Here is a 13,569-nt window from a genome sequence, read left to right as displayed (position 1 = left end):
AGGAAAATACAATATGAAAGTTTTAGTTTTTTTAGCAAAAGGTTTTGAAACTATGGAATTTAGTGTATTTGTAGATGTTATGGGATGGGCTAGAAATGATTATGATTACGATATAGATGTAGTAACTGGTGGATTTAAAAAGCAAGTTGTAAGCACATTTAATGTTCCAGTATTAGTTGACAAAACAATAGATGAAATATGTGTAGATGATTATGATGCATTAGCTATTCCTGGAGGATTTGAAGAGTTTGGATTTTATGACGAAGCATATGATATATCTTTTTTAGACTTAATAAGAGAGTTTGATGCAAAAGGGAAGATAATTGCTACTATTTGTGTAGCAGCTTTACCTGTTGGTAAAAGTGGTGTTTTAAAAAATCGTAAAGCTACTACATATCATTTAAAAGATGGTCAAAGACAAAAACAGTTAAGTAAATTTGATGTAAATGTAGTCAATGAGCCAATTGTTGTAGATAGAAACATTATAACTTCATATTGTCCAGAAACCGCACCACATGTAGCTTTTAAGCTTTTAGAAATGTTGACATCTAAGGAACATATGGAAGTTGTAAAATTAGCTATGGGATTTAAATTATAATAAATTAAAGATTATTTAAGTAATCAGAACCCCAATCACACATAACATCTAAAATAGGAATAATGCTTTTTCCAAAATCAGATAATGAATATTCAACTTTTGGAGGTACAACAGGATAAACAACTCTTACAATTAAGCCATCTGTTTCTAATTCACGTAATTGTTGAGTTAGCATTTTAGCAGTTGCTTTAGGTATTAATTTTTTAAGTTCATTAAACCTTAATGTGGTATCTTTAAGATGCCAAAGAATAAGTGTCTTGTATTTACCACCAATCAATGCAAGGGTTGCTTCTATAGGACAACTGTAATTACTTGAACATTTTTTCATTTTTTTAGACCTCTCAATATATTTTGAAGTACCCTTTTTGGTACTATGTTACAAAAAAGTACATTATTGTAATATATAATTATAGTGATAAGATTATAGCATAGGTTAAATAAATCATCAACTTAGCCTAATAAAATGATAGGGGGGAAATAAATGAATTTTGTTGAAATCGCAAAAAAAAGATATTCTTGTCGTAATTATCAGGATAAAAAGGTTGAAAAAGAAAAGCTTGAGAAAATTTTAGAAGTTGCTAGAGTAGCTCCAACAGGGGGGAATCGTCAGCCTCAAAGATTAATTGTAATACAAGAAAAAGAAGGTCTTAATAAAGTTTCTAAGGCTGCGAATATATATGATGCACCATTAGCAATTATCGTATGTGGGGATAAGGATAAAGTTTGGACAAGACCTTTTGATGGTAAACAACTTACAGATATTGATACAAGTATAGTTACTGATCACATGATGTTACAAGCAACTGAACTTGGATTAGCGAGTGTATGGGTATGCTATTTCAATCCAGATGTAATTAGAGAAGAATTTAATTTGTCAGATAATCTTGAGCCAGTAAATATATTACTTTCTTCTAATTTTCTACCATGTACACGACTTAAATAGTATTCAGCTCTTTCTAAATAGTCATCCTCAGATGCTCTTTGCATCTCAATATTAATATGATTTTTTTCTTCATCTTCCGCTAAGATATCTAATCTAGGTCTTTTTTCACCTACATAATTAATTGTTGGGTCAGTCTCAACTCTGATTATTCGCTTTATTTTAATAAATGGTCTAATATTTTTATTGGCGTCTGGAGCATCCTTAAGAATATCATTTATAAAGCTTGCAAGTAAATCGTAATCATTATTTAAAGTAAATAAAGATTTAAACACTTCATCATACTCAGGTTTAGCATATCCATCCTCAGTTACAACTTCTCCAACATTTTCACTAGTCAATATTTCCTTTGGAATTAAACTTCTAATCTTGTCTAATTCTTCATTAGAAAAATCACCTCTGTCAAGTATATCATTCACTTTTTTAGCCCATTCTCTATCTTTTTCTTCAATTAAAGTTCTTTTATGTTCTTTTAATGTTTTATTAATTTTCAATTTTTCTTCTAATTTCTCTTTCATTTCAACACCTCTTTCTTTTATTATATCAACTTTTTATTAATTAATCTTATCTTTCATATATATACCTCCTAATTTTTATGATACTGACAAATGCAGTTTAAATTTTTATTTGCTAATTAAAATAGCTTAGTTTTCATACTCATATTTAATATGGGTTAAATTCGCTTTTTATTTGAAAATAAAAGAAATTTTAATATATTAGTGCAGAACGTTTCCTGTTATTAGCATGTATCTCAGTTGTTTATCTTAAATTAATATACAAAAAAATAAAAGAGCAAATATATTTTACTCTTTTAACCTATTCCTTTGAGTTTATTCTTGTATTTATCTATCCATCTATTGGATATGGAATCTATATCAAGTATATTTCATCCATCTGATAATTTACTTTATATTTATTATATTGTTTACTATAATTAAAAATAGAATAATTTTTCAAATTTTTTATCTAAAGCTATACACAAAATAAGTGCTAGTTTTGCTGTTGGATTGAACTTTCCTGTTTCTATTGAGCTGATAGTGTTCCTTGATACACCAACTAATTCAGCTAATTGACTCTGAGATAAATTTATTTCTTCCCTAGCTGTTTTTAAGTTATTTTTTAATATTAATTCTTTTTTCATTGGACTACCTCAATGATAAGAGTACAAAATTAACTAAATAAAAAATAGTAATAATTGTACCTATAATTCCAACAATAATATAAGATTTTTTATGTGTAAATTTATATTTTGGAATAGTCTCAGCAGCTAAAAATGCCCAAAATAATGAAGATGCAGCATAGCTTTTTTGATCTACATAAGCATTAAATAGAATGATAAAAATATATACACAGCAAAATACAAAATAACCTACTAATCTTCCTTTATCTTGTATATATTTTATACCTTCATCATTATTTGATTGGCGGCTCTTTTTTAAAATTTCTTCTTTATTCATTTAGAAACCTCCTTTATATATGCAAGTTTACTTGGTATTAATATTATTATAACATGCCAAGTTTTATTGTCAAGAATAAATTCAAATATAGATTAAGATATTAAGTATTTAAAGAAGAAAGATATTAGTAGATACAGATCACTTTGCTAGTACAATTTAATAATAAAGTGTAAAAATTTTAATATTTTATTAATTTGTTTTAAATGATAAAATAAATTATATTAAAAAAATAACATAATTTTATTCTTTTAGATAGCAGAATTATAAATTTAATAGTAATAATTTTTTGAAACATATATTAATAACATAAAATTATAAATTTTATTATAAGTTTTATTATAAAGACATGTATTATCATGTATAAAAATAAATGTTGAAATTATAAAAAACTATTATTATACTAATAATAAATAGAATATTCAAAAAAAAATGAATTCTAATAATAGTTTAAAAATAATAGTTTAATTACACATCATATTTGCAAATATCAAAAGTCATTAATATTTCTAAAAATAAATTTATATGTATGGTTTATTTCAGTTATAACTTAACTTTATATAACTGTAACTATTAATTAAAATGGAAGTGATAATTATTAAAAATAATAAAATCTTAAAAATAAAGCGAATAATAAAATTAATATTAGATACTGATAAAAAATTTATTTTTATCAGCTTTATTTCTTCAATAATACTATCAATTCTACCATTGTTATCTCTTAATTTAATGCAAGAAATTATAAATTCTTTGCAAATAGGTAATAAAAATATTGAAAAAATATTTATTATTGTATTTTTATATTTATTTGTAAACTTTTTACTCTTAATAATAGAAACATTCATAGGTTATTATAAAAACAAATTTGAATTAAAATTCAATTTATGTTTAGATAACTTAATTTTAGAAAAGGCATCTAATCTTTCTTTAAAAAATTTTGAGGATAGCGATGTGTATGATAGATTTAATAGAGCACAAGGAGATATTAATAATAAAATTATATTAATGATAAGCACAATTATTCAAATAATGACTTTATTAATAACCACTATTTTATACATTATAAAGTTTATAGGTTTTAATATTTGGATGATACCTTTTATTATAATTATACCTATTATAAAATTTTTCGTTATAAATAAATTCAATATTAAGAAATATAACATCATTAGAAATAGGACAAGTGAGACTAGAAAGTCATGGTATTACTAATAGGATACGAAGTTGGAACACCAGAAAGTCCAAATAGACATGATAAAACTCGTCTTCCTTTAAATGAAATTGTTTCTTATGAAACTCTTTAGATATAAAATTAAACTATCTATATGAGATATATAATGAGTTATTTTTTAAAATAAAGTTTTATAAAAAGTTAATACTTATATAAAATTAATTTTAGTGAAGTATATATCTAGTTGAACAATGATGTATACTTCACTATTTTAATTACTTAGAATACCCACTAATACTTTGAATATCTGCTAAGCTTAAATTTTCATTATATTAACTAAAATACATTGATATTAATTAAAATATATTTATATTAATTAAAATACATCAATTAAATCAATTTTCGAGTCTGGAAAACCGCTTAAAATATAATCCTTTATATCACTTAGGTGGTTATAAATTTGTTTTTCATAAATTCCATCAGGAGCATATACAAAGTATAGAATATTTTTAGTTTTTTTTGTAATTTGTGTACGATTATCTGGTCCATTAAGAATACTAGATAGTATACCAAGGTTATCTGATAAAAATAAATCGTCTTTTGTTAGAGTTTGCTTTCTTTCTCCTATACCATAAAAATGTTCATTTTCATTTGCTAAATCTATTTTTAAAGGCAATTCTATCTTATCAAGGTCATGTCCTGCTGTTAGAAGAAGATTTTTTAATTCTGCTAAAAACATTGCTTGAATAGGCAGATTTACATTTGGAATACCTTTTGATTTTAGTAAAAGGGATTCTAATTGAAGTAATACAGGATAAGTTTTTTTAAATTTTTTATAATACTTTATGTAGTTGGAAAGAGGCTCTGTTTTAATTTTTTCTTTGCGATTGTATTCAGGGTTTTGTGCAATAATATTTTCAATTTCAGAGTTTTTAAGAAGTAAAAAATTTTCTTCATTAGGTGTTGAATAGGTCATATTTACAATCATAACTCCAAATTTAATATTGGGATAAATTTCCTTTGTGTTACTTGATATTTCTAACATAATTTAGACTCCTTTTAATTTTTTGTTTTATGGTATAATCTTAGCAAGTAAAAAATGGATTTTGTAGTTCCATTTTTATAGTAATTTTATAGAACCACTTTTGGAGGTATTAAAATGTGGATTACAATTAATAGAAATAGTGGCATATCATTGTCAAGACAAATTTATTGTGAGATAAAAGACATGATTTTAAGCGGGAGCTTAAATTTTGAACAAAAACTACCTTCATCTAGAACTTTGGCAAAAGAACTTTCTGTATCACGAAATACAGTGTTAGATGCATATAATCAATTAATTGCAGAGGGATATTTGGAAACAAGGCATGGCTATGGCACAATTATAGCCAAAGTAATATTAGACCATCAAATTGACTTTAAGTTAGACTATACTTCTGAAATTAGAGATAGTTTACATGAGTATAAACAAAATAATTATATAGATTTCTGTTCTGGAATTCCAGAATTAAAGCTATTTCCACGCAAAGAATTATCAAAGTTATATAAACAAATACTACATGATTTGTCACACTTAGATTTTAGATATAATAGTACTGCAGGGGTGTGGAAATTAAGAGAAGAAATATCACAATATTTATTTCGTATTAGAGGAATTAGATGTAGTCCACGAAATATTATGATTGTTTCTGGTTCAACACAAGGGCTATCTTTAATATCACAAGTTTTATATAAAAATAATCAAAAAGTTATTGTGGAGGATCCTATCCACAAAGGATTGTTAAAGGTAATTTCTACTGTGGGATATTCAGTTGTTGGGATTCAAGTGGATGATAAAGGTATAAATACTAACCTAATAAAATCTATAAAGGATGTTTCTTTTATATATACAACACCTTCACATCAATATCCATTAGGTGGTATTTTACCAATTCAAAGAAGACTAGAACTTATTAAATATGCAGTAGAGAATAATTGCTATATAGTTGAAGACGATTATGACAGTGAATTTAGATATGAAGGTCAACCAATTAGTTCCCTCTATGAACTTAATCCAAATAAAGTAATTTATATAGGTTCGTTTAGTAAAATACTATCTCCAGCCATTCGTATGGGATTTATGTTGTTGCCAGATGATATAATAGATGATTATAAATCCTTAAAAATGTATTCTGATGTTCATACAGAATCTATATCTCAGTATGTTCTAGCTGAATTTATTAAAAATGGAGGTTTGGAAAAACATATATTTAAAATGAAGAAGCTATATAATAGAAAGCGTAAATATCTTATTGATATTTTGAATATTGAATTTATAAATGAATTTAAAATAAAGGGGCAAGTAGCTGGGCTTCACATAGTTGTTCATTTTTATAATGTTATTTTTACTGAAAAACTAATCAATCAAATTTATAAAGCAAATATCAGGGTTTATCCTATACAGCAATATGCAATTGAGAATAAAGCAGAATATGGCCATGAAGTTGTCCTAGGATATGCTCATCTTAATTTTGATGAAATTGAACAGGGAGTAAGAATGCTTAGAAAAATAATACATACAAATTAAGATGTATTAGGAAAGGTTTTTTACAATATCTTATTTTTAGGTATGTATTTTACTTTAGTTTTTTTACAACTCACATATTCATTTATACTACATACTTCCAGTTGTATTGTGTGGATAAATTACTTATTGTATTCTGAAATCATCAATTAAGGAAGGTAGATGAAATGTATGAATAAGATAATAGAAGTAATTAATTTGCAAAAAAGCTATGATACTTTTAAAGCTGTGAAAGGGATTGATTTTTATGTAGAGGAAGGGAATTTGTTTGCATTACTGGGAGCTAATGGTGCTGGAAAATCTACAACAATTGATATTCTTTGTACGTTATTGAGTTATGATAGCGGAGAAGTGATTATAGATGGGCATAAATTAGGTGTAGAGGATAATAAAATTAAAGAAAAAATTGGAGTAGTATTTCAAGAAAGTATACTAGATTTACTTTTGACAGTAAGAGAGAATCTTACAATTCGTGCAAAATTTTATATCAAGAATAAAGATAAAGTAAGACAAATTGTACATAAAGCTGCTTTATCTGTAGGAGCTATGGAATTTATAGATAGACCATATGGTAAATTGTCTGGAGGTCAAAAGCGTAGGGCTGATATAGCAAGAGCTCTTTTAAATACTCCTAAAATACTGTTTCTAGATGAGCCTACAACAGGGCTTGACCCAGAATCTAGAAAATGTGTATGGGATACTATATTAAAATTACAAAAACAATATGGTTTTTCTATAGTTCTTACAACCCATTATATGGAGGAGGCTTCAAAAGCTGATTATATTGTAATGCTTGACTATGGTGTTATAACAGCAAAAGGTTCACCTCATGAACTAAAATATAAATACAAAGCAAATAATTTAGATGATGTATTTTTGACTATAGTTAGAAATAGAGGTGAAAAAAATGTTTAATATAGCACAAAGAAATATAATGATTTTTTTAAGAAATAAAAGAGGAGTATTTTCATCTTTTTTAGGTGCAATAATTGTAATCAGCATCTATGTTATTTTTTTAGGAGAAAATTTAAAGGAAGGTTATCCAAATATTAAAGATATAGACATATTAATGAATAGTTGGGCAATGGCAGGAATTATTTCTGTTGTTTCTGTAACTACAACAATGGGTTCTTTTGGAGTTACAGTATTGGATAAGGAGTTAAAAAGAAACAAAGATTTTTATTGTTCACCTGTTAAAACAAGAGAGCTGGTAGGAGGATATATTTTAAGTTCATATTTAATTGGTGTAATTATGAGTATATTTACATTTATACTTGCAGAGATATATATTGTATCAAGTGGGGGACAATTTTTACCTATGCTTTCTATTATAAAGGTTATTGGTGTAATTTTATTAACCGTTTTATCATCTAGTGCAATGATATTTTTTATTGTAAATTTGTTAAATAGCATAGATACATTTTCAACTGCTTCTACGATTATAGGTACTCTTATTGGATTCTTGACAGGAATTTATATACCTATTGGAAGCTTACCTCAAGCAGTGCAAACCCTTATAAAGTTATTTCCAATTTCACATGGGACTGTATTGCTTAGACAAATTATTACGGAGTCTCCATCAAAAGTAACATTTGTGGATTCAACAAATGCATTAACTGAATTTAATGAGCATATGGGAGTAACATTTGGTGGTATTGGCAGTTTGTCTGAAAATTCAATTCATATTATGTTTCTAGTTATTTCTGCAATAGTATTTTATTTTGTTACTATACTTATGGTATCAAGAAAAAAAGCTAGAAATTAATAGTAGGAAAATATACTATAGTCTTTTTATAGAAATCAAAAGAAAGGATGTGTTAGAGTGAAGGTAATAATTGAAACTCCCTTAGACGGAGAAGAGGATGAAATTATAATAAGATGCAGAAATATTGATGATGAAATACTTAAATTGATTTTTAACATCAAGATGCAAAGAGAGTCTCTTATAGCATATAAAAATGAACAACTCTATCGTATCAATCCTTTAGATATCTATTACTTCGAATCTGTAGATAACCACACTTATCTTTATTGTAAAAATGATGTTTATGAGTTTAAGAAGAAGCTTTATCAGATTGAGGAAATTTTTTTTAATAGTGACTTTCTTAGAATATCTAAGTCTGTAATATTAAATCTTACAAAAATAGACTCAATTGTACCAGCGTTTAATGGTAGATTTGAAGTAATACTAGATAATGGTGAAAAGACAATTATTTCACGCCAATATGTACCAATGTTGAAGAAAAAACTAAAGATATAAAGGAGTTGATTGAATATGAATTTAATAAATACACTAAAGTATGTAGTTCGTTATTTTTGTATGATAACTACAGGAGTTTTAATATCTGTTTTTACTTCTTGTTTAGTATTTAGCCCTGATGAGACATTTAGTATAAATATTTTCCAACAGATTTTATTAATTGCATTGGTCACATCTCTATCCACATTAATTTTTTATTCAAAACGAGAACTAGGTAGAAAAGAGTTACTAATTCGCCAAGTAATTCATATAATTTTTCTATTTGTTTTCGTTCTGTGGTTTTCATTTAAAAGTAATTGGATTGATAGTGGTCATATTTTTCAAACTCTGTTTATAGCACTATCTATATTTATTATCTATCTTTGTATAACACTTGCTACTTGTAAAAGAGATAAGGAAGAATCTATTTTATTAAATAAAGGTTTGAAAGAATATAGGAAAAATAAAATTAGTAAATAATAGCTAAGACAATTCAACAAATTATAAATTTATTATTAATTGAGTTTTTATATCAGTCATTAATTTAAGATAGCAATTTATATTAAGAAGAAAATTCTTGTATGAGTTATAATACTTAAAAGGAGATGATGAGGTTGAAAACAAATACAGATGTAATTATGGAAATCATTGATTATATAGAAGAACATCTTACAGAAAATCTAAATCTAGATAAAATGGCTGATGTTGCTAGTTATTCAAAATATCACTTACACAGAATGTTTACAAACATTGTGGGATGTACTATGTATCAATATATTAAAAGAAGGAGACTTACTGAAGCAGCTAGACAACTTGTATTTACAGATAAATACATTATAGATATAGCTCTTACAGTTGGATATGCTACACACCAGTCTTTCACATTAGCATTTAAAACTTTATATAAAGAATCTCCACAAGTATATAGAAGTAAAGATGAATTTTATCCTATTCAACAAAGATTTGTTTTAAATCCAAATCATCAAATCCAAAATGTAGATTGTATTTCTTATACAAGTATTAGTTATGAACGAAGAAGAGATGAAATCAATTCTTATCTCAACTTTAATATTAATTGTGAGGTGAAAGTAGCATGAGTTTAGTACCACATGTAATTGAACAGACAGGTCAAGGTGAAAGGTCTTATGATATATATTCAAAACTATTAAAAGATAGAATTATATTTATAGGCGAAGAAATTAATGATGCTATTGCAAGTTTAGTAGTAGCTCAATTACTATTCTTAGAATCAGAAGACCCAGATGCAGATATAACTATATATATAAATAGCCCAGGAGGGGCTGTAACATCAGGGTTTGCTATATACGATACTATGAACTATGTAAGATGTGATGTATCAACTATTTGTATTGGTATGGCTGCAAGTATGAGCGCTTTTTTACTTTCTGGAGGTACAAAAGGAAAAAGATATGCCTTACCTAATGCAGAAATTATGATACATCAACCTATGGGTGGAGCTAAAGGGCAAGCAACAGATGTAAAAATAGCAGTAGATAATATGTTGAGAACAAAGGAAAAATTAGATAGAATTCTTTCTGAGAATACTGGAAAATCAATAGAAGATATTAGAGTAGATACAGATAGAGATAATTTTATGACTGCAAAGGAAGCTAAAGAATATGGATTGATTGATCATATAATGGAGAAGTGTGAGTAGAGTATTATTTTAAAAGCTTAATTTATAGTATATAACTAATGTCAAAATAATCATGTTTAAATGAACATGATTATTTTTTTGTTTAAAAAAAGAAGTTTTTTAAAATGTCAAGTAAATAAGTAATAAATAGTAATTTTACGTATCAGTTTAGAGATTTTCTAGAGATATTAACCAATGTGGTTGCAATGATATGATAACTTATAGACCACACTGGTTAATTTGCATAAGGGGTTAATTTAGATGTAAATCCTATGAACTTATGATAAAAGATAAAGAAGATTATAAATATAAGTTTATAATATATAATTGCATACTATTATGCAGATAATAAATACAAAAAATTGATATAAAAAGTTCAGTAGAAAATATTAATTTTTTTAATCAACTAATAATAAGCCAAAGTGGTTTTGAATTTCTCCTTTTTCTCGTAAAGTATTTATTTCAAGTCCATTTGACCTTACTGTAGCAAAAACATCAATACCACATGCTTCCATTGATGGAGCAGTCTTGTTAGGAAAACTACAAGTATCAGGATTACATTTAGCACACTTTGTACAAGGGCCACTTCCAAAAGCAATTGATTTATAATATCCATCTAAAAAAAGTTCTCTTGCTATTTCAACAGCTAAAGGAGTAACAATACTCATTTTATGACATCGAAATAAAATAGCTTTTTTGTAACAATCTATTATTGCTTGCGTCTGTTGATAGGTTGGAGTATTGGGTGGACAACAATGACTATGACCATATGTATTACAACCAAACTGACACTTATAAATTGTCCATGCTGCTGTGACAATCGTTTTAGGGTCTATTGAAACTGCAATGTCAGCTCCACTAGATTTTAATATTTCAAAGTATTTTTTCATAATTTACCTCCTATCAAAAATAGTTTTATTTTTTATCTTGTATGAATGGTTAAATTTTACGTATTCTTATACTTATGGTAACGCAAAAATAAATATCAATCAAATCGATATATTTAAATTATGAATTAAATAAAAATGAACTATAAACATATATGATAAATAAACTTACCTACTAATTTTTTGTCGTTAAAAATTTTCCATATTTCAATAACAAAATAAGAGTAAATACCATATATTACTTATGTCTGTAATATATAAAAGACAAAGGAGTTGTACATTATGATTACAATAAGTTTGTGCATGATTGTTAAAAATGAAGAAGAAGTTATAGGCAGATGTTTAGAGTGTGTAAAGGATCTAGTAGATGAAATTATAGTTGTAGATACTGGTTCCACAGATTCCACAAAAGAAATAGTTTCAAAATATACAGACATGGTGTACGATTTCGAATGGATAGATGACTTCTCTGCTGCGAGAAATTTTTCATTTTCTAAAGCTTCTAAAGACTATATAATGTGGCTTGATGCAGATGACATAATTTTAGAAGAGGATAGAAAAGAACTATCAAAAGTTAAAGAAAATTTAGATACTTCTATTGATATGGTCATGGCAAAATACAATGTATCATTTGATGAAAACGGAAAACCAACTTTATCATATTATAGAGAACGCTTATTTAAGAGAAGTTCTAATTATAAATGGGTTGACCCTATTCATGAAGTAATACCTCTTGTTGGAGAAATATTTTATTCTGACATTGCAATATCACATAAAAAACTTCATAGACAGGACCCTTTAAGAAATCTCAGAATTTTTGAAAAAATGATTTCAGAAGGTAGGATATTGGAGCCAAGACATCAGTTTTATTACTCAAGAGAATTGTATTATAATGCAAGATATAAAGATGCTATAGAAGGTTTTACTAAGTTTTTAGACTCTTCAAAAGGGTGGATTGAGGATTGTATAAGTGCTTGCAGAGATTTAGCCACATGTTATTACTTAATTAATGATGAAAAAAGTGCCTTATATTCTTTATTTAGAAGCTTTGAATTTGATGAGCCAAGAGCAGAAGTTTGCTGTGATATAGGAAAGCACTTGTTTGATAGACAAAGATATAAAGAAGCTATTTTTTGGTATAAAGTAGCATTAACTAGAGATAAAAATGACATTAATGGAGGATTTAAGTCAAATGATTGTTATGGATACTTACCATATATACAATTAAGTGTATGCTATGACAAACTAGGAGAAATGGATAAAGCGATATCTTATCATGAAAAAGCAAAAGAAATCAAACCTAACGATAGTGCTATTTTGTACAATGAAAATTATTTTAGTAAATATAAAAGTTATTGATAAGTCACAATAATACTAATTTTGACATATTATATAGAGAGCATGAAAGCTCAAATATATTAGGAGGTGCTTTAAGTAATGAGTAGAAATAAATATTTTGGCCCATTTGATGGTAATAACCATGATAACAACTATGATGATTGCAATAGCAGTTGTGATAGTTGTAATAGTTGTGACTGTCATCATGGTTGCCCACCATCATGTATAGGTCCAACCGGACCAATGGGTCCAAGAGGTAGAACAGGTCCAACAGGCCCAACAGGTCCAACTGGACCAATGGGTCCAACAGGCCCAACAGGAAACACAGGAGTAACAGGAAACACAGGAGCAACAGGGTTAATAGGTCCAACAGGTCCAACAGGGTCAGTAGGTCCAACAGGAGCGACAGGAGCAACAGGATTTGGAGTAACAGGCCCAACAGGTCCAACGGGAGCAACAGGAGTAGGAATAACAGGAGCAACAGGTTTAATAGGTCCAACAGGAGCAACAGGGACACCTGGAGCAACAGGTCCAACAGGAGTAACAGGAGCAACAGGAGCAACAGGAGCAGATGGAGTAACAGGAGCAACAGGTCCAACAGGAGCAACAGGAGCAGCTAGACCACCAAAGCAACAACGTACCATCGGAGAAACAAGAGGAGCAGGATTTGGAGGGGGACGTATAGCAACTAGTGGAACACGAGAATGCACACCAGGAAGTGC

At 27.5% G+C, this 13,569-nt stretch carries 16 protein-coding genes and 1 pseudogene; 11 read left to right on the top strand and 6 right to left on the bottom strand.

The window, feature by feature from the left end:
• Positions 1 to 13 precede the first annotated feature (13 nt).
• On the top strand, positions 14 to 598 hold the full coding sequence (locus tag IC219_RS16555) for a DJ-1/PfpI family protein (protein WP_227481826.1): 585 nt from the start codon (positions 14 to 16) through the stop codon (positions 596 to 598).
• Positions 599 to 602: 4 nt separating this feature from the next.
• On the opposite strand, the gene IC219_RS16550 is transcribed toward IC219_RS16555, so the two are convergent.
• Positions 603 to 926: a winged helix-turn-helix transcriptional regulator gene (locus IC219_RS16550; RefSeq protein WP_227435669.1), complete on the bottom strand. Its 324-nt coding sequence runs from the start codon at positions 924 to 926 to the stop codon at positions 603 to 605.
• Positions 927 to 1,079: 153 nt separating this feature from the next.
• On the opposite strand from IC219_RS16550, the gene IC219_RS16545 reads away from it, so the two are divergent.
• A complete protein-coding gene (locus tag IC219_RS16545; protein ID WP_227831748.1) occupies positions 1,080 to 1,541 on the top strand; it encodes a nitroreductase family protein in 462 nt (153 codons plus the stop codon).
• Here the strand turns inward: IC219_RS16545 and IC219_RS16540 are convergent.
• The 4 genes and pseudogenes from IC219_RS16540 to IC219_RS16525 all read right to left on the bottom strand — a co-directional run.
• Positions 1,505 to 2,056 (bottom strand): annotated as a pseudogene (locus IC219_RS16540) (PD-(D/E)XK nuclease family transposase); the annotation flags it as partial. The gene IC219_RS16545 and the pseudogene IC219_RS16540 sit on opposite strands and share 37 nt — an antisense overlap.
• A gap of 416 nt (positions 2,057 to 2,472) precedes the next feature.
• On the bottom strand, positions 2,473 to 2,679 hold the full coding sequence (locus IC219_RS16535; RefSeq protein ID WP_227831746.1) for a helix-turn-helix transcriptional regulator: 207 nt from the start codon (positions 2,677 to 2,679) through the stop codon (positions 2,473 to 2,475).
• A gap of 4 nt (positions 2,680 to 2,683) precedes the next feature.
• Entirely contained in the window at positions 2,684 to 2,995 is a 312-nt protein-coding gene (locus tag IC219_RS16530; protein WP_227831745.1) for a DUF6442 family protein, read from the bottom strand.
• Between the two features lie 1,544 nt (positions 2,996 to 4,539).
• Entirely contained in the window at positions 4,540 to 5,208 is a 669-nt protein-coding gene (locus IC219_RS16525) for a phenylalanine--tRNA ligase beta subunit-related protein (protein ID WP_227824514.1), read from the bottom strand.
• A 114-nt stretch (positions 5,209 to 5,322) separates the two neighbouring features.
• Between IC219_RS16525 and IC219_RS16520 the strand changes: the two genes are divergently transcribed.
• From IC219_RS16520 to clpP, 7 genes are all read left to right on the top strand, one after another.
• Positions 5,323 to 6,729: a PLP-dependent aminotransferase family protein gene (locus IC219_RS16520; RefSeq protein ID WP_227831744.1), complete on the top strand. Its 1,407-nt coding sequence runs from the start codon at positions 5,323 to 5,325 to the stop codon at positions 6,727 to 6,729.
• A gap of 168 nt (positions 6,730 to 6,897) precedes the next feature.
• Complete coding sequence (locus tag IC219_RS16515; protein WP_227831743.1) at positions 6,898 to 7,641, top strand: ATP-binding cassette domain-containing protein; 744 nt, start codon at positions 6,898 to 6,900, stop codon at positions 7,639 to 7,641.
• Complete coding sequence (locus tag IC219_RS16510; protein WP_227831742.1) at positions 7,634 to 8,491, top strand: ABC transporter permease; 858 nt, start codon at positions 7,634 to 7,636, stop codon at positions 8,489 to 8,491. The genes IC219_RS16515 and IC219_RS16510 overlap by 8 nt, the downstream gene beginning before the upstream one ends.
• 57 nt (positions 8,492 to 8,548) lie before the next feature.
• The gene (locus tag IC219_RS16505; RefSeq protein ID WP_227831741.1) at positions 8,549 to 8,986 is read left to right on the top strand and encodes a LytTR family DNA-binding domain-containing protein; all 438 of its coding nucleotides are present in this window, start codon (positions 8,549 to 8,551) and stop codon (positions 8,984 to 8,986) included.
• A gap of 15 nt (positions 8,987 to 9,001) precedes the next feature.
• Positions 9,002 to 9,445 carry a DUF3021 family protein gene (locus IC219_RS16500; RefSeq protein ID WP_227481831.1) on the top strand — a complete coding sequence of 148 codons (444 nt, stop codon included), beginning with the start codon at positions 9,002 to 9,004 and terminating at the stop codon, positions 9,443 to 9,445.
• A 134-nt stretch (positions 9,446 to 9,579) separates the two neighbouring features.
• Positions 9,580 to 10,062 (top strand): helix-turn-helix domain-containing protein, encoded by a 483-nt coding sequence (locus IC219_RS16495; protein WP_227824512.1) that lies wholly within the window; start codon positions 9,580 to 9,582, stop codon positions 10,060 to 10,062.
• Positions 10,059 to 10,643 (top strand): ATP-dependent Clp endopeptidase proteolytic subunit ClpP, encoded by a 585-nt coding sequence (clpP, locus tag IC219_RS16490; RefSeq protein ID WP_227435691.1) that lies wholly within the window; start codon positions 10,059 to 10,061, stop codon positions 10,641 to 10,643. Before IC219_RS16495 ends, clpP begins: the two co-directional genes overlap by 4 nt.
• 377 nt (positions 10,644 to 11,020) lie before the next feature.
• Here the strand turns inward: clpP and IC219_RS16485 are convergent, their stop codons facing one another.
• Positions 11,021 to 11,512 (bottom strand): DUF2284 domain-containing protein, encoded by a 492-nt coding sequence (locus IC219_RS16485; RefSeq protein ID WP_227435693.1) that lies wholly within the window; start codon positions 11,510 to 11,512, stop codon positions 11,021 to 11,023.
• Positions 11,513 to 11,791: 279 nt separating this feature from the next.
• Here IC219_RS16485 and IC219_RS16480 point away from each other — a divergent pair, with 279 nt between their 5' ends.
• Positions 11,792 to 12,868: a glycosyltransferase gene (locus IC219_RS16480; RefSeq protein ID WP_227435695.1), complete on the top strand. Its 1,077-nt coding sequence runs from the start codon at positions 11,792 to 11,794 to the stop codon at positions 12,866 to 12,868.
• Positions 12,869 to 12,946: 78 nt separating this feature from the next.
• Positions 12,947 to 13,569 (top strand): collagen-like protein (locus IC219_RS16475; RefSeq protein ID WP_227861663.1); only part of this gene is annotated, 623 nt, incomplete at its 3' end.

The sequence above is a fragment of the Clostridioides sp. ES-W-0018-02 genome (assembly GCF_020658175.1).
In the GTDB taxonomy this organism is placed as follows: domain Bacteria; phylum Bacillota; class Clostridia; order Peptostreptococcales; family Peptostreptococcaceae; genus Clostridioides.
This window is presented reverse-complemented; position numbering and strand designations above follow the sequence as displayed.